This is a genomic window from uncultured Acinetobacter sp., assembly GCF_947626835.1.
Lineage (GTDB): Bacteria > Pseudomonadota > Gammaproteobacteria > Pseudomonadales > Moraxellaceae > Acinetobacter.
The window spans coordinates 105,851-127,812 of record NZ_CANQTS010000002.1; the positions used below are offsets into that span (position 1 = coordinate 105,851).

General features: G+C 40.0%; 22 protein-coding genes and 1 pseudogene. 11 read left to right on the forward strand and 12 right to left on the reverse strand.

Features of this window, described 5'->3' with window-relative positions; all coding sequences use genetic code 11:
* Positions 1-60: 60 nt before the first annotated feature.
* A complete protein-coding gene (locus tag Q0Z55_RS02025) occupies positions 61-1,839 on the forward strand; it encodes a hypothetical protein (protein ID WP_297423567.1) in 1,779 nt (592 codons plus the stop codon).
* Positions 1,840-1,927: 88 nt separating this feature from the next.
* Here Q0Z55_RS02025 and serA read toward each other — a convergent pair whose 3' ends face one another.
* Positions 1,928-3,160 (reverse strand): phosphoglycerate dehydrogenase, encoded by a 1,233-nt coding sequence (serA, locus tag Q0Z55_RS02030; protein WP_297423570.1) that lies wholly within the window; start codon positions 3,158-3,160, stop codon positions 1,928-1,930.
* Between the two features lie 339 nt (positions 3,161-3,499).
* Between serA and Q0Z55_RS02035 the strand changes: the two genes are divergently transcribed.
* From Q0Z55_RS02035 to Q0Z55_RS02060, 6 genes are all read left to right on the forward strand, one after another.
* Positions 3,500-4,909 (forward strand): FAD-binding oxidoreductase, encoded by a 1,410-nt coding sequence (locus Q0Z55_RS02035; protein WP_297423573.1) that lies wholly within the window; start codon positions 3,500-3,502, stop codon positions 4,907-4,909.
* Between the two features lie 122 nt (positions 4,910-5,031).
* A complete protein-coding gene (locus Q0Z55_RS02040; RefSeq protein ID WP_297423575.1) occupies positions 5,032-5,412 on the forward strand; it encodes a hypothetical protein in 381 nt (126 codons plus the stop codon).
* A gap of 74 nt (positions 5,413-5,486) precedes the next feature.
* Positions 5,487-5,999, forward strand: coding sequence for a hypothetical protein (locus tag Q0Z55_RS02045; protein WP_297423578.1), 513 nt, complete (start codon positions 5,487-5,489; stop codon positions 5,997-5,999).
* On the forward strand, positions 5,965-6,549 hold the full coding sequence (locus Q0Z55_RS02050) for an SIR2 family protein (RefSeq protein ID WP_297423581.1): 585 nt from the start codon (positions 5,965-5,967) through the stop codon (positions 6,547-6,549). The genes Q0Z55_RS02045 and Q0Z55_RS02050 overlap by 35 nt, the downstream gene beginning before the upstream one ends.
* Complete coding sequence (locus Q0Z55_RS02055; protein ID WP_297423584.1) at positions 6,543-7,055, forward strand: hypothetical protein; 513 nt, start codon at positions 6,543-6,545, stop codon at positions 7,053-7,055. Before Q0Z55_RS02050 ends, Q0Z55_RS02055 begins: the two co-directional genes overlap by 7 nt.
* Positions 7,056-7,153: 98 nt before the next feature.
* Positions 7,154-8,674, forward strand: a complete 1,521-nt coding sequence (locus Q0Z55_RS02060) for an anti-phage dCTP deaminase (RefSeq protein WP_297423588.1) — start codon at positions 7,154-7,156, stop codon at positions 8,672-8,674.
* A 27-nt stretch (positions 8,675-8,701) separates the two neighbouring features.
* Here Q0Z55_RS02060 and Q0Z55_RS02065 read toward each other — a convergent pair whose 3' ends face one another.
* From Q0Z55_RS02065 to Q0Z55_RS02080, 4 genes are all read right to left on the reverse strand, one after another.
* Entirely contained in the window at positions 8,702-8,986 is a 285-nt protein-coding gene (locus Q0Z55_RS02065) for a DUF3817 domain-containing protein (protein WP_297423591.1), read from the reverse strand.
* A gap of 166 nt (positions 8,987-9,152) precedes the next feature.
* Positions 9,153-9,710, reverse strand: coding sequence for a superoxide dismutase family protein (locus Q0Z55_RS02070; protein ID WP_297423593.1), 558 nt, complete (start codon positions 9,708-9,710; stop codon positions 9,153-9,155).
* An 85-nt stretch (positions 9,711-9,795) separates the two neighbouring features.
* Complete coding sequence (locus tag Q0Z55_RS02075; RefSeq protein WP_297423596.1) at positions 9,796-10,914, reverse strand: AI-2E family transporter; 1,119 nt, start codon at positions 10,912-10,914, stop codon at positions 9,796-9,798.
* Between the two features lie 83 nt (positions 10,915-10,997).
* A complete protein-coding gene (locus tag Q0Z55_RS02080) occupies positions 10,998-11,642 on the reverse strand; it encodes a ParA family protein (protein WP_297423599.1) in 645 nt (214 codons plus the stop codon).
* A 322-nt stretch (positions 11,643-11,964) separates the two neighbouring features.
* Between Q0Z55_RS02080 and Q0Z55_RS02085 the strand changes: the two genes are divergently transcribed.
* A complete protein-coding gene (locus tag Q0Z55_RS02085) occupies positions 11,965-12,528 on the forward strand; it encodes a hypothetical protein (protein WP_297423602.1) in 564 nt (187 codons plus the stop codon).
* A 15-nt stretch (positions 12,529-12,543) separates the two neighbouring features.
* The gene (locus Q0Z55_RS02090; RefSeq protein WP_297423605.1) at positions 12,544-12,948 is read left to right on the forward strand and encodes a protease inhibitor I42 family protein; all 405 of its coding nucleotides are present in this window, start codon (positions 12,544-12,546) and stop codon (positions 12,946-12,948) included.
* A gap of 27 nt (positions 12,949-12,975) precedes the next feature.
* Here Q0Z55_RS02090 and Q0Z55_RS02095 read toward each other — a convergent pair whose 3' ends face one another.
* On the reverse strand, positions 12,976-13,308 hold the full coding sequence (locus Q0Z55_RS02095; RefSeq protein WP_297423607.1) for a HopJ type III effector protein: 333 nt from the start codon (positions 13,306-13,308) through the stop codon (positions 12,976-12,978).
* Between the two features lie 76 nt (positions 13,309-13,384).
* Here Q0Z55_RS02095 and crcB point away from each other — a divergent pair.
* Positions 13,385-13,750: pseudogene (gene crcB, locus Q0Z55_RS02100) on the forward strand (fluoride efflux transporter CrcB).
* A gap of 53 nt (positions 13,751-13,803) precedes the next feature.
* On the opposite strand, the gene Q0Z55_RS02105 reads toward crcB, so the two are convergent.
* From Q0Z55_RS02105 to Q0Z55_RS02120, 4 genes are all read right to left on the reverse strand, one after another.
* Positions 13,804-14,064, reverse strand: coding sequence for a type B 50S ribosomal protein L31 (locus Q0Z55_RS02105; RefSeq protein ID WP_297423610.1), 261 nt, complete (start codon positions 14,062-14,064; stop codon positions 13,804-13,806).
* A gap of 87 nt (positions 14,065-14,151) precedes the next feature.
* Positions 14,152-15,450 carry an AarF/ABC1/UbiB kinase family protein gene (locus Q0Z55_RS02110; RefSeq protein ID WP_297423612.1) on the reverse strand — a complete coding sequence of 433 codons (1,299 nt, stop codon included), beginning with the start codon at positions 15,448-15,450 and terminating at the stop codon, positions 14,152-14,154.
* Between the two features lie 190 nt (positions 15,451-15,640).
* Complete coding sequence (locus Q0Z55_RS02115) at positions 15,641-17,002, reverse strand: MATE family efflux transporter (RefSeq protein WP_297423615.1); 1,362 nt, start codon at positions 17,000-17,002, stop codon at positions 15,641-15,643.
* 3 nt (positions 17,003-17,005) lie between these two features.
* Entirely contained in the window at positions 17,006-17,464 is a 459-nt protein-coding gene (locus Q0Z55_RS02120) for a DMT family transporter (protein WP_297423618.1), read from the reverse strand.
* A gap of 125 nt (positions 17,465-17,589) precedes the next feature.
* Here Q0Z55_RS02120 and hemW point away from each other — a divergent pair, with 125 nt between their 5' ends.
* Complete coding sequence (hemW, locus tag Q0Z55_RS02125; RefSeq protein WP_297423621.1) at positions 17,590-18,744, forward strand: radical SAM family heme chaperone HemW; 1,155 nt, start codon at positions 17,590-17,592, stop codon at positions 18,742-18,744.
* A gap of 61 nt (positions 18,745-18,805) precedes the next feature.
* On the opposite strand, the gene Q0Z55_RS02130 is transcribed toward hemW, so the two are convergent.
* The gene (locus Q0Z55_RS02130) at positions 18,806-20,629 is read right to left on the reverse strand and encodes an acyl-CoA dehydrogenase C-terminal domain-containing protein (protein ID WP_297423624.1); all 1,824 of its coding nucleotides are present in this window, start codon (positions 20,627-20,629) and stop codon (positions 18,806-18,808) included.
* Positions 20,630-20,955: 326 nt separating this feature from the next.
* A complete protein-coding gene (aroE, locus tag Q0Z55_RS02135; protein ID WP_297423627.1) occupies positions 20,956-21,744 on the reverse strand; it encodes a shikimate dehydrogenase in 789 nt (262 codons plus the stop codon).
* Positions 21,745-21,962: the final 218 nt, after the last annotated feature.

Here is a 21,962-nt window from a genome sequence, read left to right on the forward strand (position 1 = left end):
TGCAAGCTAATTTTTTGATTAATTTTTAATCAAAAGAGGATAATTATAAGGACTCAAAACATGAATATGCAATTTAAGAAAATTCTTCTTGCCACGATGCTAGGCGTGGCTTTAACGGGGTGTGGTTCTAGTTCAAATGAGACTCAGGTGCCACCAAGTGAAAATACCATTCAACAGCAGGTGTTAGCTTTAGTTTTGACCAGTTCAGGCAACAGTATTAACAATGCCAAGATTAAGATTGCCGGACAAAGTTTTACTACTGATGCAACAGGTAAAGCCAAGTTTACGCTTAATATTCCAAAAAATGCCGAGTACGTGGTGGTACAGATTGAAAAAGCAGGCTTTGTGAGTCAGTCAGTAAGAGTCAAAGTTACGCAGCTAGACCATATCAATGCACGTTTAATTGCCGTTAAAAATGTGATTGAAGTACCTGCAATTGAAAAAGCGCAAGTGATTGAAAGTTCAGAACTCAATGCCAGTATTAGCTTACCAGCCAATGCCTTTGTACGCCCCAATGGACAAGTGGCCACTGGTAAAGTAACAGTGGAGTTTAGTCCATGGGATATTCAAGGCGATGACCTTAATGCAATGCCTGCCAATGGTGTAGCTCAAAATGCCCAAAGTGAAATTGTAAATTTAATTAGTGCAGGCATGATTTCTGCCACTTTTAAAAATGCACAAGGTGAAACCTTACAATTGGCGCAAGGTAAAACCGCCGAGCTACGTATGGATCTACCTGTGGAGAGCATCGACAACAAGCAAATGCTGATCGGTACACCAATCCCAATGTGGTATTTCGATGAAAGCAAAGGCTTATGGGTGGAAGAGGGTGTTGGTTATGTAGTGGCATCAACTCAGTCTGCAACGGGATTAGCGGTACAGGCAACGGTTGAGCATTTTTCTACATGGAATTGGGATTTTCAGTATGAAGGAGCAGCCACGGTCTTTGTGCAATGTTTTGCTGACGATGTAGCAGCACCTTGTCATGTCACGGCTAAAGCAACCCTAACAGACAACAGTAAAATTACACATACAGCTTATGTGCCTGCCGAAGGTGTACAAATTGTTAATATGCCAAGCGCTGGGCGTATTGATTGGCGAGCCAGCCATCCCAATGATGACAGCCTAGCTGAAGTCAGCTCCGTTATTCCAAATCATGTGCGTATTGATTTAGTCGCTGCAAAAACTAAAAATTTAGTACGCTGTTTAAAGGACAATCAAGCAGTTGACTGTGTAGTGACTTTAAATGGACGTGAATATAGCGTTGCCAAGGAAGGCAGTATTGTACGTACCAGTTTAGATGCTACCCAATTGCAGTGGCAAGCACGTGCTCAGTATGTAGAAGGTGAGACTGCTGTGTATAGTTATACAGGTTGGGCGGTGTCTAATGGCACACAAGATGTCACAATTTTACTTGATCAAGAAAGCAAACTATTTGATAAAACCCCGTTTGATTTACGTTGTAACTTGGCCAATGAAATTGATTTAACCTGTAATGTACAAATGTATATGGGCACTCAACTAGATGATGGGCTTGATTCAGAGGGTTTGTATGTGAATAAGACATATAGCTTACCCATCAATCAGACCTTAACGGTATATTTACCGGTCAGAGCATCTAATGATGATCAACTTTCTTTTTGGATTGAAGCGTGGGCGTATGTCAACAAAGGCAATTTACAACGTCAGGGTGATTTAGACTATGATGGTTTAACCCAAAACAAAATCTACTTTAATTTTAATGATAGCTCATGGTGTGATGGTGAATATGTGGATCGAGATATTGAGGTGCCACGTTTAGTAGATGGTCAAAATAATTGTTGGTCAACTCCACAATAAAATCTAACAAAACATGCCAAGGCATAGTTTTTAGCCTTCAATAAAAAAAGCCACAGTCTAAAGACTGTGGCTTTTTCTTAACTATTGATTAGAACAATACGCGAACGCGGATTGTGCCTTCAACTGTATGTAAGGTATCAAGTGCTTCTTGTGAGCCCGCTGCATCAACGTCCATCACTAAGTAGCCGACATCACCTTTAGTCATTAAAGACTGACCAGAAATGTTGATGCCTTGTTCAGCGAACAAGTTAATAATTTTTGATAAAACGCCCGGCACATTTTGGTGAATGTGCAATAAACGGTGCTTGCCTTCAGTTAAAGGAAGCGCGATTTCTGGGAAGTTTACCGCAGATAAAGTCATACCTTTATCAGAGTAAGCTACGAATTTCTCGCCCACTTCTAAACCGATGTTTGCTTGTGCTTCGATGGTTGAACCACCGACATGCGGTGTTAAAATCACGTTTGGAATATTACGTAGTGGCGATACAAACTCTTCGCCATTGGCTTTAGGCTCTTTCGGGAATACGTCAACCGCAGCACCTGCAATATGACCCGATTTAAGCGCATCGGCTAAATCTTCAATCACTACACATGTACCACGTGCTGCGTTGATGAAGATAGAACCTTCTTTCATTTGTGCAAACTGATCTTTGGTCATGAAGTTACGTGTAGATGGAACATCTGGCACGTGTAAAGACACCACATCAGCATTGGCAAGAAGTTCACCTAAAGAACCGACTTGACGAGCATTACCTAAAGGTAATTTTGTCACTGTGTCAAAGTAGATCACTTTCATACCCATGCTTTCAGCAAGTACAGAAAGTTGTGAACCAATTGAACCGTAACCTACGATACCTAAAGTTTTACCACGCGTTTCATACGAACCTACAGCTGACTTGTTCCAACCGCCTGCATGCGTATCTGTTGATTTTTCAGGTACACGACGAAGAAGAAGAATCGCTTCAGCAAGTACAAGCTCTGCAACAGAACGTGTATTTGAGTAAGGTGCGTTAAATACAGGAATACCACGACGCATTGCTGCATCTAAATTCACTTGGTTGGTACCAATACAGAAACAACCTACAGCAATCAGTTTAGTTGCTGCTTCAAAGACTTCTTCAGTCAATTGGGTACGTGAACGAATACCAACGAAATGAGCATCTTTGATCGCTTCTTTCAGTGCTTCACCCTCAAGCGCTGTTTTACGATAATCGATGTTGGTGTATCCCGCTGCATTTAATGTGTCGACTGCGTTTTGGTGAACGCCTTCTAACAATAAGAAACGAATTTTATCTTTAGGTAGAGAAAGATGTTGGCTCATTACGGCTCCGCTACAAAGGCCAAATTTAGTGGCAATATGATAGCATAGGAAAATGCACTATAAACATTTGCTTTATGACTGATGGAATTTCTTGTATGTTGAAAATATCGTCAATTTTACCAATTTCGGTCTAATTAAGCCTGTAATTTGTAAGCGATATGATCAAAAAATGCATTTTCTATAAGTCTGACAGAAAAATGATTTATAATAGTGTCCCACAAAAAGCGTGCCCATTGAGTGGAACGATTTTTGTGCCTGATGAGATGAAAAATATTCGTTTTAAATGTTTGTTTTTTGCTCATATTCTTGTGAATAAACTTCTTGCTAGGTCTGCAAACGATGAATGCTCCAGTCGCTTTAACACCTGAGTTATTGGCTCAATTAACAGCTATCGTCGGTGAAAACCGTATTAAAACTGATGCTGACAGCCTCGAAAATTGGGGACGTGACCACACCAAACACTTTGACCCAAATCCATCGGTCATCGTTTTCCCATCTAGCACAGAACAAGTGCAACAAATTGTTCAACTTGCCAACCAATTTAATATAGCCATTACCCCAAGTGGCGGTCGTACCGGTTTATCGGCAGGTGCGGTTGCAGCCAATGGCGAAATCGTGGTGAGCATGGACAAGATGAACCAAATTTTGGAATTCTTCCCAGCTGACCGTATGGTACGTGTCCAAGCAGGTGTGGTGACTGAACAGTTACAAAACTATGCAACTGAGCAAGGCATGTATTACCCAGTTGACTTTGCTTCGGCAGGTTCAAGCCAAATTGGCGGTAACATTGCAACCAATGCTGGCGGTATTAAAGTGATTAAATACGGCATGACACGCAATTGGGTGTTAGGCTTAACTGTAGTGACTGGTAAAGGCGATATTTTACGCATTAACAAAGGCATGATTAAAAATGCCACCGGTTATGCACTACAGCACTTATTTATTGGCGGTGAAGGTACTTTAGGTTTAATTACCGAAGCTGAAATTAAGCTTGAGCGCCAACCACAAGACTTACAAGTCATGGTGTTAGGTGTACCTGATTTTGAAGCAGTAATGCCTGTATTACATGCTTTCCAAGCCAAAATTGACTTAACTGCATTTGAGTTCTTTGGTGAACTTGCCATGCAAAAAGTGCTTGATCATGGTCATGTACAACGTCCATTTGAAACCCAATGCCCATTTTACGTGTTGCTTGAATTTGAAGCGCCATTTGAGCCAATTATGGACAAGGCGATGGAAATTTTCGAGCATTGCATGGAACAAGGTTGGGTACTTGACGGTGTGTTAAGCCAAAGTCTTGATCAAGTGGAAAGCCTATGGCGCTTGCGTGAAGATATTTCTGAATCTATCGCACCATTTACCCCATACAAAAACGACATTTCTGTGTTAATTACGCATGTACCTGCATTTATTGCAGAGATTGATGCGATTGTAAATGCCAACTACCCAGACTTTGAAATTTGCTGGTTTGGTCATATTGGTGACGGTAACTTACACTTAAATATTTTAAAACCTGCAGATTTAAACAAAGACGAATTCTTTGCGAAATGCCAAGTGGTGAATAAGTATGTGTTTGATACTGTGAAGAAATATGACGGTTCAATTTCTGCAGAACACGGTGTAGGTATGACCAAAAAGCCTTACCTTGAATACACGCGTTCTCCTGAAGAAATTGAATATATGAAAGCTTTAAAACTTGCCTTTGATCCAAATGGCATTATGAACCCAGGTAAATTATTTGATCTTTAATCAGATAAAATAATTCAAAGCCCCAACCCATGTTGGGGCTTTTTTTATACAGTGTTGCCATAGAGTTTTTGCTAAGTACGAGGCATGATCAAGCTATATTGAATACATTTAAGGATAATTTGATGGTACGTATTTTGGGTTTAACTGCTGCACTTTTATCATTAACGGCATGTGCCACCACTGAAAATTTAATGCATAAAGCCAAAGGCGTGGTGCATGCATCCTCTACACCGCTTGAGCAAGTGTTAAAAACGCAGCCAAATTTAGCATCTGAATTAAATACGCTTGAAATTCGTCAAGTGTTTAACCGTGTGGAGTCGCCAACTGCCGCCCAAGTGACAGTGTTAGAATCAGGTTTAATGGATGATTCTGTAAGTGCTATTCGTACTACCTATCAATTTAAGTTCATAGATGAGCAATGGAATTTAGTGGATAAAAAAGCCAGTTATAAATGTAGCCGTGGCAAGAATACCAAGACTTTCCAAACAGCTGTATGCCCTTAAAATTTTAGTTGCTTTTTTAAACGATTCTTTTATGTTAAGCGTATCAATTGATGCGCTTTTTTATTGGGGGAATAATGAGTTTAGAACAACAGTTATCAGATTTATTGAAGCAGAGCACTTCTGCCCCCTTTTTATTTTTAGGTTCAGGTTTTTCTAAGAGATATATTAATCTAGAAAGTTGGGAAGGATTATTATCAAAATTTTGTTTGAATTTGAAAAACTATTCGTATTACAAAAGTAAGTCTAATGGATGTATAGAACAATCAGCTAGACATTTAGCTGATGACTTTTTTGAGCATTGGTGGAATCACAAATCTTATATTCAAAGTAGAGAAGAAAATCCAACACTTGATTTTAAAGATTCTCCTCTAAGATATGAAATTGCTAAATATCTCAAATCAAAGACTGAAGATGTCCCATTAGAAGAGTTAGAGTTATATGAGGAGCTACAATTATTAAGAAAGTGTCAGATAGATGGTGTAATTACCACCAACTGGGACTTACTAGCAGAGAAAATTTTTCCTAAATATGAGGTATATAAAGGACAACAGGATGTTTTTATATTCAAATATTATGAACATAGGTGAAGTTTATAAAATACATGGATGTTGTACAGAAATTCAGTCTATGATTCTTACAGATGAAGATTACGAGGATTTTAATCAGAAGAATGCATATCTAGCATCAAAGTTAATCACAATTTTTGTTGAACATCCTGTAATTTTTATTGGTTATTCGCTCAATGATAAAAATATACGATCTATTCTTTATTCAATAGCTTTATGTTCGGGTCAAGAAAATTTAGAAAGATTAAGAAATAATTTAATATTTGTGAATCGCTTAAAAGATGATACTGAGCCACGTATAGAAAACTCTTCACTTACGATAAATAATTTATCTGTACCTATTAAGTTAGTCAAAGCGAAAGATTTCTCGCCAATATATAAAGCTTTAGGAAAATTTGAGAGAAGGTTACCTGCTCATATTCTTAGAATGTGTAAGGAAAGAGTGTATGAGGTAGTCAATAAAGTTGATCCTCAATCAAAGATTGCTGTCATCGACTATGATCAGATTGATAATTTCGAAGATGTTGAAATTGTGTTTGGTTTAGGTATTACAAAAAACTTGGAATGGTAGGTTATGATTCAATTGATAACTCAGATTTAATTCGCAATATAATATTCTGCGATAAAGAGTATGAGTCGGAACATATATTAAAACTTACCTTACCTAGTATTAACAAATCTACTAAATTTGTTCCAATTTTCAAATACTTAAAAGATATTGGGGTAACTTCATTAAAAGACTATCCGTATGAGAAAAACGTAATTAAAAAATTTGTCGGAGTGGAGGAGCATGGCAAATTAAGAAGATTAAAACGAGAAGATTTTATGTCAGGAAAATACAAAAGTTTCGTTTCGAAATATCAATCAGTAGGCTTTGGAGATTTTCTTACATCTGCAACACCATACGACTTTGTTACATGGTTACCTTATTTCCAAGATATAGATTTAGGTGAGCTTAGAAATTATTTACAGCAAAAACATGATTTCTATCGGAATAGTAATTATATGTCGAACTTTAGGAAAGCTGTAGTATTTTATGATTGGTTAGAGAATGGGCAGGATTTCGTAGTAAGCTAATATTTATTGCTCTAAACTACTTATAGAATCTAAAAACTTGAAAAAAAACACATCAGTATAGAGAATAGAGAATCTGCTGTTTTCTTTACTGGTGCACTATGCTCGAAAATATCAAAATAACCAACCATGAGCTTGTCATTGGTCTTGTTGGTGCGGTGGGCAGTAGCTTAAGCCCCTTAACCGACATTGTGCAAAACTTACTTGAACAGCAATTTAATTATCAAGTTGAAATTATTCGCGTATCTAAAGACATTCTTGCCGAATTTTATCCTTATACCCAAAATGGCAGTGCATTTGACCGTATCCAACATTATATGGACAAAGGCAATGAACTGCGTCGTGACTATCAGAATGACTTTTTAGCGCTACAGATTGTTAAGCAAATTTATCAGCGTCGCCAAGCATGGCAACAGCAACATCCAAAGCAAGATATTCAACAACGCCGTGTGGCTTACATTGTTGATTCACTCAAACATGAAGCAGAAATTCAAGCACTACGCCAAATTTATGGCAATGGCTTTTTTCAATTGTCTTTATATGAAGCCAAAACTGCACGTACCCACGCTTTGGTCAATAAATATGGCATGAGTGAAGACAATGCCAAAATCTTAATTGAACGTGATGAAGGTGAAGCCAATTCCTATGGGCAACATACCAGTGAAGCCTTTCATTTGGCAGACTATTTTTTAAAATTTGAACATAATTTAAATCATTTACGTGAATCTTGTTTACGCTTTTTAAAGCTGATTTTTAAGAATCCGTATATCACGCCTACCTTTAATGAATTTGCCGCTTATATGTCATTTAGCGCCAGTTTACGTTCGGCAGATTTATCGCGCCAAGTGGGGGCGGTGGTGGCGCGTGATGAAACCATTTTAGCGATTGGCTCTAATGATGTGCCTAAATTTCGCGGTGGTACATATTGGCCTTACTTTAATGAAGAGACTGGTGCGGTTGAAGATGTCGCCAATGGGCGTGACTATATGCGTGGCTATGATGTCAATACGCAAGAAAAACAGGGCATTATTCAAGACTTACTGGGTCAAATTGAACATGTGATTGAGCGTGAGATGCCCAATGAGCGTCGTGCTTCAGTAAAAACTGAAATTGAAAATATTTTAAGACAAAGCAAAATTAAAAACATTTTGGAATATGGTCGGGTTGTGCATGCCGAAATGGATGCTTTACTCAGTTGTAGCCGCAGTAATATTTCAACCGTAGGGGCAACTTTATTTGTCACCACGTTTCCATGCCATAACTGTGCTAAACATATTTTAGCCGCAGGGATTGAAAAGGTGGTTTTTGTGGAGCCATATCCAAAAAGTTTGGCTCTGCATTTACATGATGAATCAATTACCCAACGTTGGGAACACAGCGAAACTGACATTACCCATAAATTGATTTTTGAGCCATTTGTGGGAGTAGGCGCACGTAGCTTTATGAATTTATTTTCTTTGTCTTTAGGAGTTGGGGAAAAACTTAAACGTAAAGATGCTTTTGGGCATGTACTCAATTGGCAAGCCAGCACGGCAACGCTTCGCATGCCACTGCATGTCTTATCTTATCAAGATTTAGAGGGCAAGATTATGCAAGTAATTGCTAATAAGAAGCCTGAATAAAAAATCCCGCCTAGTGCGGGATTTCTTTTAGCCTTGCATTTTTTTAAGCTTACGGTCATAAATAAACGTGCCAAACGGTAAAATAGCTGCAACTAAACCGGTCACAAACATGCTCAGTGGCCATTTTTTATGTTCACACACCACAAATAATAATAAGACAAAAGCAATCACTAAAATGCCGTGTCCCATGCCTACATATTTCACTAAAATGGGATTGCCCCATACATATTTAAGTGGCATGGCAATAAATAACAGCATTAAAAAGGATAAACCTTCAACTAACCCCAGTACACGTAAAGCTTGAATATTCATATCAGATGCACAAAAAAACTACTCTATACTTGCTAGCCTAGTGCTTTAAATCGAGATAAGCAATTAAATGATTAATACAGTGTGATTGAGTTGGAGATCTTTTTAAGATACTAAATTCAATTAACAATTTAGGACAATAAAAAAGCAGCCGAAGCTGCTTTAAATTTTAGCGAATCACGCCACAGGCAATACGCTCGCCACCACCACCGAGTGCTTTAGGCACATCAGCATAGTTATCACCACCTGCATGCACCATCACACTACGGTTAGTAAGATCTGCCACTTTTAAACGTGGTGCAATTAAACGTACATTGGCAGTGCCGTCTGCTGCGACTTTAAGCGCAGGTAAGTCACCTAAGTGACCAGTTAACGGTGTACCGTGGTTGGCAGCGCCATTGCTATTTAAATGGCTACCTGCGGCTAAAGCTGCGCCCATCTTGCCATCTTTTTCTGCAGGTGCACATGATGGATTTTCATGAATATGAAAACCACGCTCACCTACAGGTAAGCCAGTTAAATTGGTGCTAATGATTAAACCAGCCACACTGTCTTGAAACGTAATCGTACCGAGTTTTTGTCCAATCCCTTGCGCTGAAACTGCATTTACTTCAACTGTTTTTTGTGCTGTAGGTACAATTTGACCTTGTTCATTGGTGGTGGCACAACCTGTGGCAAAAATAGTGCTTAGTGCCGTGATGCTAAGAAGTTTAACGAATGATGACATAGAAGAATCCCTAAGCTTGTAATTATAAACAAGAATCATTTAAACAAAGTCGTAGTCTGAACTCAATGCCATAACTGTATAAGTTTTATTTTGATACAGATGAATCGACTGGCTCAGGTGCTTTGAGTTGCGGAAATGCAGCATCAGATTCTTGTGCTTCGTGCAACCATTCACGCCAAATAGCAAGCAGTACCGCTAAAATTACCGGACCAATAAATAAACCGACCATGCCAAAGCTGGCTAATCCCCCAAGCACGCCAAACATAATTAAAATAAATGGAATTTGGGTGGCTCCTGAAATCACCAAAGGACGAATCACATTGTCGGCAGTGCTTACCACACAAATGCCCCATGCTAAAACACCAATAGATTCAATGGTTTGTCCTTGGGAAAATAACCACAATGAAATTGCGCCATAGGCTACAGGAGGACCAAAAGGAATTAAAGCAAACACAAAAGTCACAAGGGTCAGTAGCATTGGATTAGGAACACCAGCGACAAAATAACTCAAGCCTGCCAATAAAGCCTGCGCAATTGCAGTGAGCCCCACACCATAAACCACAGCACGCGTGGTTTCTGAAATTGTGTCAAGATAATGATGCACACGCGGACCAATCACCATTTCAAGCGCACGACTGACTTGATTTAAAATGCTTTGACCATCGCGGTAGAAGAAAAATAAAGTTAACACTGCAAAGCACAGTTTGATTAAATTACGGGTAACTTCATTAAAGACCACTTTACCGTAATTTAAATGGCCTTGAATCCACAAAGACACAGATTGAATAATGCTATTGGGATCATGATTAAGTTCACGCAAAGTACGCGCAATCTCACTGCCCACAAAAGGTAAATTGGTAATAAAATCAGGAACTTTTACATGCCCTGAAAAAACTTGTTTTTGTAATTCATAATACAGGTTGCGCCCTTCGTGTTGCAGCATAAATAAAGCAAACAACACCGGTATACCCACCACCAAGACCACCAGTAAAATCATGACGGTAGCACTTAAGGTTGATTTTTCATTGCAAAAGGCTTTAATGCGACGATACAGTGGCCAAGTCATATAGGCAATAATAGCAGCCCACAATACCGGCACAATAAAGTATTTGAGCACGCTAAAGCTCAAAAACAACAAGAAGAAAAATAGCCCAAAGAGTAAGACTCTTTGTATTGTTGGCGCGTATTGATGCACTGATGTCACTGATTAATTAATGTGTCGTGAACCATCTTAACTGAAAAATCTATTGCAGCAAGTTAAAGCGTGTTGAGAAATCATTTTTAAATTTAAAACCAATTACTTGGATCTTCAACAATTGCATTTAATACCGGTTGCCATTGATCTTGCATACTTAAATACGTTTTTTGAGGTTTATCAAATATATTTAAGCCTTGTTGTGCCAGTTGTCCGTAAGCAGCACGCTCTGAAATCCAAGCCAGTGGTTGCTGACCGACTTTTTCAAAGAAGGCTTGAATCTCTTTATTACTGGCACTGTTGGCTTTAACGCGTGTGGCCAGCAAATGAATCTGCACTTTGCCTTTACGAATACGTTTAATATCTTGGATGTGCTTTAAGAAACGGCGTGTGCTATCGATATCAAAAAATGAGGGTTGTAGGGGCGTTAAAATCGCATCAGCTTCAGCAATCAGTTGTTCGGCATTGTCACCTGAGAGTGCGCCGGGTGCATCAACAATAAGATATTCTAGCTGTTTGGGTGCATGACCAAAATTTTTCTCAGATGTCCAGTCTACGCTTTGAATCGGATTGGCCTGCTCGGGACGTTGTTTGAGCCAATGTAAAGCGGATTTTTGCTTATCTGCATCTGCAAGTCCAACTTTATAGCCCTTTTGCGCCAATGCTGAGGCGAGACTAATCGCGGTTATGGTTTTGCCACAGCCACCTTTTTGATTTGCAATTAAAATAGTTTTCATGACCCTAGTGCTTTTATTCTGCTCAGCCCTAGCATAGCATTGTTTTATGACATCGCTATTATTTAGGACAAAAGTATAAATAAATCATTATGTCAGTGAAACATAAAATATTTTTGATGTAACTTGTATGTGCCAAAACAACCAAAAATTGAACAAATGCTAAGTATCTTAGACACTCATTTTTAAAAAGCCATGCTAAGGAGTAGATGAAAAAGCTACAAAAATATAGCAAAGCTAAGCAACTTGTTACCTATTCAAAATTGCAGTTTTGAATCAAAACATTAAGCTTAAATTTAAGTTTATACAGATAAAGAGCATTGCCATGAAAAGAGCCCTGCTTGCGGCAACCTGTGCTGCGTTGAGTATCTTTGGGGTTGTAATCAGCCATGCTTCAGCAGAGTACAATATTGCCAAAGGTTTACCGCCCGTTGTTGCCCATCAATCTATTGAGGTTTTACAGCCATTTGAAGGTGACTTTCGAATTTTAGGTTCAAAAATCTATCATGATGATGCACAAGCGAAATTTTCACCAATTGACTATGCGGTAAGTTGGGGGATGTTTGCTGAACCTGAAATTGCCCGCACCATTTCTGTCAATCAATATGACCGTTACTTAAATTGGAAAATGCCACAAGTTCCAGTACCGGTAGAGCAGGCCATGCAAATGGTGTCCAATATGCACATTGTGCCGGCTAATCCTGAGATTGCGCAAAAAATTAAACAAGTAAAACGAGGGGATCTCGTGCGTTTACAGGGCGAGTTGGTTGAAATCAAAGATCAAGATTTAGTCTGGCGTTCATCTTTAACGCCTACGGATATTGGTGATGGTGCATGTGAGGTTTTTCGTGTAAATTCAATTCAATGGATTGAAAAAGTCCACACTTAAATCTTTGGGGAAAATATGAAAAAAATTGCTTTGTTGTGTATGGCTAGCGCATTACTCACTGCTTGTGTGAGTACACCAAAACCCACAGAACTACCAAAAGGGACCTATAGTTATACAGTAGATACACCATGTGCGGAAAACCTAACTTTAAAAGTAGGCGAGAGCATTAGCGTACAGTTTTATGATAATAGCGGTTCAACTGGTTATTCGTGGAGCGTTGTAGGTGCCAAAAATTTTGATGTAACTAAAGCTTATGTTGCTATGTTACCAACTGACATGCCAGTTCCGGGTTCAGGACAAGACAAAACCTTTACGTTTACTGCTAAAGCAACCGGCACAGACCAAATTGCCATTCATCAGGGGCGTGGTTGGGAAGGTCAATCTCCTGCACGTTGGTCATGTAAGGTGACCATTCACTAAAACAAACCTCCCATTTGGGAGGTTTTTTTATTTAGCTTGTAAAGCTTGTCCTGAAAACTCAATGCCTTGCCAGCCATGCTGCATAAATTGCCGAATATTTTGATGGCTTGAGCCTGTCGGGTCTGCTAAAACTCCTACATAATGTTCAGCAAATAAGCTTAATGTTTGCTCGTGTTCTAATTGATGTAACTGTGCAAAGGAAAAAACTTTAGCACTGCCTTGATTTTCCCCAGCTTGGTTATATTGTGCACCGTTTCTAAAGGCGGTGGGGGTGTAGTGATAATGCTGGTCAATGTAAGCCAATACATCACTAAATTGAAAGGATGCTTGAGTTAAGCTTTGCAGTAAATCCTGTACCATCTGGGTCATCCTTAAAAAATAAACATTAATATAAAGTGCTTGAGTGTGAAGTAAAAGCATTTATGGTGAGAAAAAAATGACGTGGTTCTGGGTGGCATTAGGCGGTGCAATTGGCGCAAGTTTACGCTATGGCGCAGGTTTAGTCTTTTTCAAGTCACACAGCTTATTTCCATGGACAACATGGTGGATTAATATTTTAGGTTGTGGCTTAGCAGGGCTATTTTTTGCATTGAGTCAAAAATATCCAACTCTACAGCAAGAGGCACGCTTATTTTTTATGGTGGGCTGTTTAGGCGGTTTTACCACCTTTTCTAGTTTTGGTTTAGAAACTATTCAGTTGCTGAAATAGGGGCATTTTATGCTTGCCTTAAGCTACGTGGTGTCAAGTGTACTGGTTGGCTTGAGTTTGCTTGCATTGTTAATGTATATGCTACAGCGTTAAAAAAAGGGTCTAATACAAGATTAGACCCATGCCAGCCACAGCATAAAATGATATTAATCTGACTTTTTACGCCCAAAACGCGCAAAGCGTTTATTAAAGCTTGCCACACGACCTTCGTTGCTGGTTTGACGTTGCTCACCGGTATAAAAGGGATGCGAAGCGCTTGAAATATCTAAGCTAATGTAAGGATAACTCTGACCTTGGTATTCACGTGTAGTGGCACTTTTTAATGTACTACCAATCACAAAATACACATCAGCATTGGTGTCATGAAATAAAACTTGTTGATATTCAGGATGGATATTTTCACGCATCTCGCAATTCCTTGTCTTTAGATATGTTATAACATAACATAAAAGTTTAAAAAGTAAACCCAAAGCTTAAGGCTTTGGGTGATAAAGTTAGCTGCGTGGTGGTACTAATTCATCTAAAACATCATTTAAATTATCATGCACTTTTAGATTAATTAAATTCCAATATTGTCCTGAAATCGTCCGATTCACCATTAAGGTTTCAGGTGAAGGCTTAAATAAATCCCAATATTTTAGCGAAGGTTTGACCAGTTCCATCGCATCATGGTGTGAACTATTGGCAGCAAAATCATAATGTGTGAGCAATGGACGGGTAAAAATTTCCACCCATGCGCGGTATAAATCCTGCGGAAATTTCCCTTTTTCTGAGATTGAATTTAAACGCAATAAGTAATCTTCCATACTGGAAAAGTCTTCAGCACGTGCTGCATGAATTAAAGCTTTAAAATTCTCTACCACTTCTGTTGATAAGCTTTTGACACCGCCATAGTCATAAATAAGTACGCTGCCATCTTCACGAAAAGCAAAGTTGCCCGGATGAGGGTCACAATGGAAACGTTTTAAATAGAAAATTTCTTGTCCAATCGCACGTAATAAACGACGCCCCAATTGGTTACGTGTGTCTTGTGACCATGTACGCGCTGTTTCAATGCCGTGCCCTTGCTCAAAACTTAAAGTTAAAACGTGGCGTGACGAATACTCGCTATACACTTGTGGAATCACCACTTTAGGGTCAAGTGCTTGATGGAAGGTACGTGCGACCTGTAGATTTTGTGCTTCAATTTGGTAGTTAAGTTCGTTATCTAGGCTGTCTTGAATTTCTTGAAACAGGCGATCTTGTAATTTACGCTCAATTTTAAGTACACCCATTAGGCGTAAAGCCAAGCGCACTTGTTTTAAATCACTGGCACAGGCTTCTTCAACACCCGGATACTGTACTTTGACCACCACCTGCTCACCACTGTTTAAAGTGGCGCGATGCACTTGCCCAATGGAGGCTGCTGCAAATGGGGTTTGATCAAAATCGGCAAATAAAATGCTTAACGGCTTGCCTAGCTCTTTTTCAACTTGTTGCTGAATTTGCGCAAAAGGCATTGGTGGCGCTTGGCGTTGTAATTTAGCAATCGCTTTAGAGACTTCAGGGGGAAAAACGTCTTTATATTGTGAGGCGATTTGTCCGACCTTCATTACTGCACCTTTCATTTCACCTAAGGTTTCAGCAATTTGTAGCCCAATGTCTTGAAACATTTTACTGCGTGCGGCATTTTTCTGTTCTTCGTCTGCGGTTAAATTACGCAGTGAATTGGAAACGGTTTTTGTCGCAATACTTGCCGTCATGCTTGCAAGTTTCATAAAACGACGACCAGGCGTAGTTGCCGGTTTTGCCATGCCTAAATCCTCAAGAAAAAGTCGAGCTCATGCATGATCATAGGCGACAAATGCATATCTGCCTACTTTAAATTGTTAAAGGATTGTACAAATCATTCGCTTGATGTGCTAAGTCTTAAAACAGTGACAAGCGTTATGGCATATTGAAAATAACTTAAAAAAAGCGAAGGTGTCAGCTTCGCTTTTTACGTCAGATGCTTAAACTTAAACGTTTGTTATTCATGTATAAACGCATCAATAATAAAATACAGGCTACGGTTAAACCGACAATCAAACCAACCCAAACCCCAGGTGCACCCATACTGGTAAAGCGTGATAAGTAAATGCCTACAGGGAAAGCCACCACCCAATAGGCAATCATGGTGATCCACATCGGGCCTTTGGTATCTTGCATACCCCGTAGGCAACCGGCTGCGCTAATTTGCCATGCATCCATAATTTGATAAGCAATCGCAAACCAAATTAAATACATAGCCACTTCTGCCACCATTACATCTTGGGTATAGACTGCCACAATTTCAGGGCGTAATAACCACATAAATAGCATAGTGGTTAAAGCCAATCCTGTGGCTGTGATCAAGCCTAGTTTTTGCACTTTGCGCATGGCAACGTAGTTTTTTTCACCATAATAGGTCCCTACACGAATGGTCAGTGCCAAGGCTAAAGACATGGGGATCATAAACAATTGTGAAGTCACGGAAATGGCAATTTGATGTGCAGCGACAATGGTTTCACCTAAAGGGCTTAAAATAATGGCAGCCGTACTAAAAATACTCACTTCAAAGAAAATGGCTAAACCAATCGGTAGCCCGAGTTTTAAAATACGTTTAATCCAGTAGCTGTCGAGCTTTTCAAAGTGACTAAAAATTGAAGTGGCTTTATAGATCTTGGCTTTTTGAATATAGCCTAATAAAGCAAAGAACATTAACCATTGCAAAATTGCAGTAGCAAAACCACAGCCGGCGCTGCCCAAAGCAGGGATTGGGCCTAAACCATGCATAAACACATAGTTGAGTGGCACAAGTGCCACTAAAGCCAACAGACTAATTACAGTCACAGGACGTGGAAAGCCAAGTGCTTCAGAGTAGCCACGTAAAGCTGCATACATGGTCACCGCAGGCATACCAAAGCCAATAGCATGCAAAAACAAACTTGCTTTAGGCAACAGATTGTCGGGAACACCCAACACAGGCAATAATAGTGGCATCAGTTGTAGCAATAAACCAGCAATCACGCCAAGAATCAGCGCCACCCATAACGATTGGCGCACGATGGTGGCAATTTTCTCTGGGGTGCGTGCACCATTGGCTTCAGCAACCAAGGGCGTGGTAGCAATCATAATGCCACTAAACAGCAACATGATTGGAATCCATAAACCCACCCCCACAGCAATGGCGGCAAGGTCAACCGCAGAGAGTTGACCGGCCATAATGGTATCAATCAGACCAAAACCTGCTTGAGCAAATTGTGTGATTAAAATAGGCAGCATTAAATGCATGAGCTTCTTAATTTCAAAGCTCGTAGACGTCACTTGGGGCACACTTGTACTCATCATCTAGCGTTGTAGGGTGAGTAGTACACCAACAAATATGACCACGCCACCCAATAAACGTTGCCAATGGATTGGATTTTTTTCGGCACCTAGCCCGCCAAAATGATCAAACAGCATAGAGGTGAGGATTTGCCCAAAAATCACTAAGCCGGAAAATGTTAATAAGCCTAGTTTAGGCGCAGTATAGATGCTTAAACTAATTGCATAAACCCCCAACAAGCCAGCACACCATGCATACCAAGGCAATTGGGAAAACTGTTGCAGTGAAGGCCATGCTTGTTTTTGGAGCACCACTAAAACAGCAAGAATCAGTGTGCCGAAGCTAAACGATATTAAAGCGGCTTGTAAGGGGGAGCCTATACTTTGGCTGACTTGAGCGTTAATGGCTGTTTGTAAAGTCATTGCAGTGCCAATTAAAAACACCAAAGGCAACAAGGCAAGCAATTGCACAGAAAAATTCATCGGTTTAATCCATTTCTTTTTATTGGCTTTTTTACTCTACGCGAAAAGTGTGTGGCTTTTCGTCAGTGTCTTGCTATAGACATGTTAAAATAACGCTCTTGTTTTTCTTGTTTTGAGCTTTTGCCTTGGTCAATTTAAATCCGCAATCTGTACCGTTGTCGTTATATATCCATATGCCATGGTGTGTGCGTAAGTGCCCATATTGCGACTTTAATTCGCATGCGGTGCCCGATGGCAAACTGTCTTTAGATTTAGAACAACAATATTTACATGCTTTGGTTGCAGACTTTAAAACCCAGTTACATTTTGCTCAAGGGCGTCACATTCATAGTGTTTTTATTGGTGGGGGAACACCGTCTTTAATTTCCGCGCAAGGCTATATGTGGCTATTTACGCAATTAAAAAGCTTGCTGTCATTTGAAGATGATTGTGAAATCACTTTAGAAGCCAATCCCGGTACGCTTGAACATGAGCCATTTAAAGATTATTTAGAGGCCGGTATTAGCCGTTTATCGCTCGGTGTACAAAGTTTTAATAGTGAACAGTTAAGTAAACTTGGGCGTATTCATAGTAATGATGATGCCATATTGGCGATTCGGCATGCCAAACAGGCTGGTTTTACACGGCTCAATGTTGACTTAATGCATGGTTTACCCGAGCAAAGCTTAAGTGAAGCCTTGCTTGACTTACAGCTTGCAGTAGAAAATGGTGCAACGCATATTTCATGGTATCAATTGACCATTGAGCCCAATACAGTATTTTTCCGCACCCAACCGATTTTACCGCAAGATGAAGTCTTAGAAGATATTCAAGCCGCAGGCGAGGAATATTTAAAAGCACAAGGCTTTATTAATTATGAAGTGTCGGCATGGCGTAAAGAATTGCCATCGGCACATAACCTCAACTATTGGCAATTTGGTGATTACCTTGCCATTGGTGCAGGCGCACACGGTAAAGTCACGCAAGCCGATGGTGTCTATCGTTTTCAAAAAACCCGTCTTCCCAAAGATTACTTGGCCAAAATACCTGCCGAACATGTACAGTACAAACGCATTGAACAGGATGAATTACCGTTTGAGTTTATGATGAATGCTTTACGCTTAAATCAGGGTGTAGAGGCACGGCTGTATCAAGAACGTACGGGTTTAGATTTAAAGACTTTACAACCTATTCTGAGCGGATTGCGTGAGCGACAACTGATGGTGTCCGATCCAGATCGGTTGGCATGTACAGAAAAAGGACATATCTTCTTAAATTCGGTACTAGAAGAATTTTTATAAGTTATAAGAGGTATAAAAAAGCCCAACATTAGCTTGGGCTTTTTTTAAGGTTTATAAGCAATTAGTAATCAAAACTAAAATGTTCGGCATTTAGTGCCAGCATACTACGTGGTGTGTGTACCATGGCTTCGGCATGACCTTGGGCACGGGGTAATAAGCGTTCAAAATAAAAATCAGCCACTTTAATTTTGGCTTTGTAAAACTCAATACTTTCAGGGCCTTGATTTGCACCAATTTTCTCTGATGCAACCGCAGCTTGTTGTGCCCAAAAATAGGCCATCATGACGTAGCCTGAGAACATTAAAAAGTCGGTAGAGGCAGAGGACACCATATCGCGGTCTTTACGTGCCGCCATGATCACTCGTAAAGTGAGGGTGTTCCATTGTGCGCATAGCTTGGTTAATTCCCAAGCAAAGCCACGCATGTATTTGTTACGGGCATGATTACTACAGAATCTTAAAATTTCTGAGGTGTAATCGCGAATGACTTTACCGCGTGAGCCTAAAATGACTTTACGTCCTAGTAAATCAAGCGCTTGTACGCCTGTGGTACCTTCATACAACATGGCAATGCGTGCATCACGTACAATTTGTTCCATGCCCCATTCTTTGATATAGCCATGACCACCAAACACCTGCATGCCTAAATTAGCTGCTTCGTGCCCCAATTCAGTTAAAAAACCTTTTAAAATTGGGGTGTAAAATCCAAGTTGATCATCATATTGTTTAAATGCAGTGTTATCACCACGCTCTAGCGCATCTTGCATATTGTCAGAAATCTGCGCGGCATAATAAATCATGGCGCGACCACCTTCGGCAATCGCCTTTTGCGTGAGTAACATACGACGTACGTCGGCATGGTAAATAATTGGATCGGCAACTTTTTCAGGCGCTTTTTTACCTGATAAGGCACGCATAGATAAACGCTCCTTGGCATAAGGCAAGGCATTTTGAAAAGACAGCTCGGCATGGGCAATGCCTTGAATGGCGGTGCCAATACGCGCCGTGTTCATAAAGGTAAACATGGCATGTAAGCCCTTATGTGGCTCGCCAATTAAGTAGCCTGTGGCATTGTCAAAATTAAGCACCGCAGTGGCAGAGGCACGAATCCCCATTTTATGTTCAATCGAACCACAGCTCACCTGATTACGCTCGGCAATACTCCCATCAGCATGGCTTAAAAATTTAGGCACAATAAACAGCGAGATACCTTTAGTTCCCTCGGGCGCATCTGGTAAACGTGCCAAGACAATATGGATAATATTTTCAGTCAGATCATGTTCACCTGCGGAAATAAAGATTTTGGTACCGCTAATATTATAATTGCCATCCTGGCGTGGTTCGGCTTTGGTTTTCACCTGGCCTAAGTCAGTTCCACATTGTGGTTCAGTCAAACACATGGTACCTGACCATTCGCCAGTGACTAATTTTGGCATATACGTGTCTTTTTGGCTGACTGTACCATATTGCATAATAGTGTTCATACAGCCAATACTTAAGCCCGGATACATCTGAAATGACCAATTGGCTGTTCCCATCATCTCAGATTTAATTAAATTGAGCGAAGGGGGTAAGTTTTGCCCGCCATATTGTTCAGGATAAGATAAACCTTGCCAGCCGCCTTGCACCAATTGTGCATAAGCTTCTTTATAACCTTTTGGTGTGGTTACTGTACCATTGTCAAAATGGCAGCCTTCGGCATCACCACTTTGATAAAGCGGAAACAACACATTTTCACAAAAATCAGCCGCACCCTCTAAAATCATATCAACGGTTTCAGGATCAGCTGCCGCTCCATGAGTTAATTTTTGATAATGTTTTGGATAATCAAATACTTCATTCATTAAGAAGCGCATATCACGAAGAGGAGCTTTATAGCTTGGCATAGTTGTAATCCTAATTTTAAAAATCGTTATAAGAGGTGCCGATATTTTGATTATTGCTGCACAGGTCAAGCTTGCATGTTACCTAAAGCAGATTTCATTTTAATACTGTGGTTATGCTACTGAAAAAATGAAATTTACCTCCTGAGCGTATAAGGTGAAACGTTAATATATAAATAACATATTAAATTTAATCATAAAAAAACATAGCAAAATATTGTGAGAATGTGTGTGCAAATAAAACACATTTTTTATAAATGTTTAAGCTATGTTCACTTTGTTTGTCTATAAAAAAGAGCCTCTTTGGACTCTTTTTTTACATGAAAATTTTATAAAAAGTCTTTTAATTCTGGGCGTACACCATGCCAAATATAAAATGCTTCAATGGCTTGTCCCACCAACATACCAAAACCATCTGTGTTGGCTACACCACGTGCTTGGGCTTGGTCTAAAAAGCTAGAAGCTTTGCCATAAGCCATTTCATAGGCAGCTTTAAATTGTAGTGATTCAGGCAAAAGCAATGCATCACCGCTTAAACTTGCAGAAGTGGCATTAATGATTAAGTCAAACTCACCGCTTAACTGGTCTAAACCAATCGCCGACAATTGAGCGCTTGGCACGTTGTTTTGTAAATCAGCCACCAATTGCTCAGCGCGAGCAAGGGTACGATTGGCAATCACAATGTGTTGTGCACCGGCCTGCACCAAGGGGTAAATCACGCCACGCGTGGCACCACCTGCACCTAAAATTAAAATACGGCTGTCTGTTAAGTTCCAGTTGAGGGCTTGAATGGCAGCCACCAAACCTTGACCGTCGGTATTGTCGCCGTGCAATACACCGTCTTGCATCCATAAGGTATTTACAGCTTTGGCGATTTTCGCGCGCTCAGTTAATTGTGTACAGGCTGCAAAGGCTTGCTCTTTAAAGGGGACGGTGACATTCATGCCTACGCCGCCCTCTGCAAAAAAAGCCTGCATACTGGCTAAAAAACCATCCAGTGGTGCTAAGCGTTTATGGTATTCAAGCGTAATGCCCATTTTTTTGGCAAAAGCATGATGCAGTTCAGGCGAGCGTGATTGTTCAATAGGGTTTCCAATCACAGCAAATTGTTTGCTCATAAAGGCAATTCCGTGTGCACAACAGTGTGGCCACTATACGGTAAAATGCTTAAGGGTTACAAATGTCGTTCACCACATCAAACAGGCAAATCGTTGCCAGTAAAAACAAAGCTAAAGCTGTTAAGGCACTCACGCTTATAGAGAGGCTATCAAACAGGTTGTTTTCGTAATGAAATGTGGTAAAAAAAGAAACAGATAATAAAGAAATTAACAGCGTA

What these genes read in the sequence shown, in the direction of transcription:
- Q0Z55_RS02025 (WP_297423567.1), top strand. Translation starts at nt 61, where the DNA reads ATGAATATGCAATTTAAGAAAATTCTTCTTGCCACGATGCTAGGCGTG.
- serA (WP_297423570.1), bottom strand. Translation starts at nt 3,160, where the DNA reads ATGAGCCAACATCTTTCTCTACCTAAAGATAAAATTCGTTTCTTATTG.
- Q0Z55_RS02035 (WP_297423573.1), top strand. Translation starts at nt 3,500, where the DNA reads ATGAATGCTCCAGTCGCTTTAACACCTGAGTTATTGGCTCAATTAACA.
- Q0Z55_RS02040 (WP_297423575.1), top strand. Translation starts at nt 5,032, where the DNA reads ATGGTACGTATTTTGGGTTTAACTGCTGCACTTTTATCATTAACGGCA.
- Q0Z55_RS02045 (WP_297423578.1), top strand. Translation starts at nt 5,487, where the DNA reads ATGAGTTTAGAACAACAGTTATCAGATTTATTGAAGCAGAGCACTTCT.
- Q0Z55_RS02050 (WP_297423581.1), top strand. Translation starts at nt 5,965, where the DNA reads ATGTTTTTATATTCAAATATTATGAACATAGGTGAAGTTTATAAAATA.
- Q0Z55_RS02055 (WP_297423584.1), top strand. Translation starts at nt 6,543, where the DNA reads ATGGTAGGTTATGATTCAATTGATAACTCAGATTTAATTCGCAATATA.
- Q0Z55_RS02060 (WP_297423588.1), top strand. Translation starts at nt 7,154, where the DNA reads ATGCTCGAAAATATCAAAATAACCAACCATGAGCTTGTCATTGGTCTT.
- Q0Z55_RS02065 (WP_297423591.1), bottom strand. Translation starts at nt 8,986, where the DNA reads ATGAATATTCAAGCTTTACGTGTACTGGGGTTAGTTGAAGGTTTATCC.
- Q0Z55_RS02070 (WP_297423593.1), bottom strand. Translation starts at nt 9,710, where the DNA reads ATGTCATCATTCGTTAAACTTCTTAGCATCACGGCACTAAGCACTATT.
- Q0Z55_RS02080 (WP_297423599.1), bottom strand. Translation starts at nt 11,642, where the DNA reads ATGAAAACTATTTTAATTGCAAATCAAAAAGGTGGCTGTGGCAAAACC.
- Q0Z55_RS02085 (WP_297423602.1), top strand. Translation starts at nt 11,965, where the DNA reads ATGAAAAGAGCCCTGCTTGCGGCAACCTGTGCTGCGTTGAGTATCTTT.
- Q0Z55_RS02090 (WP_297423605.1), top strand. Translation starts at nt 12,544, where the DNA reads ATGAAAAAAATTGCTTTGTTGTGTATGGCTAGCGCATTACTCACTGCT.
- Q0Z55_RS02095 (WP_297423607.1), bottom strand. Translation starts at nt 13,308, where the DNA reads ATGGTACAGGATTTACTGCAAAGCTTAACTCAAGCATCCTTTCAATTT.
- Q0Z55_RS02105 (WP_297423610.1), bottom strand. Translation starts at nt 14,064, where the DNA reads ATGCGTGAAAATATCCATCCTGAATATCAACAAGTTTTATTTCATGAC.
- Q0Z55_RS02110 (WP_297423612.1), bottom strand. Translation starts at nt 15,450, where the DNA reads ATGGCAAAACCGGCAACTACGCCTGGTCGTCGTTTTATGAAACTTGCA.
- Q0Z55_RS02115 (WP_297423615.1), bottom strand. Translation starts at nt 17,002, where the DNA reads ATGAGTACAAGTGTGCCCCAAGTGACGTCTACGAGCTTTGAAATTAAG.
- Q0Z55_RS02120 (WP_297423618.1), bottom strand. Translation starts at nt 17,464, where the DNA reads ATGAATTTTTCTGTGCAATTGCTTGCCTTGTTGCCTTTGGTGTTTTTA.
- Q0Z55_RS02130 (WP_297423624.1), bottom strand. Translation starts at nt 20,629, where the DNA reads ATGCCAAGCTATAAAGCTCCTCTTCGTGATATGCGCTTCTTAATGAAT.
- aroE (WP_297423627.1), bottom strand. Translation starts at nt 21,744, where the DNA reads ATGAGCAAACAATTTGCTGTGATTGGAAACCCTATTGAACAATCACGC.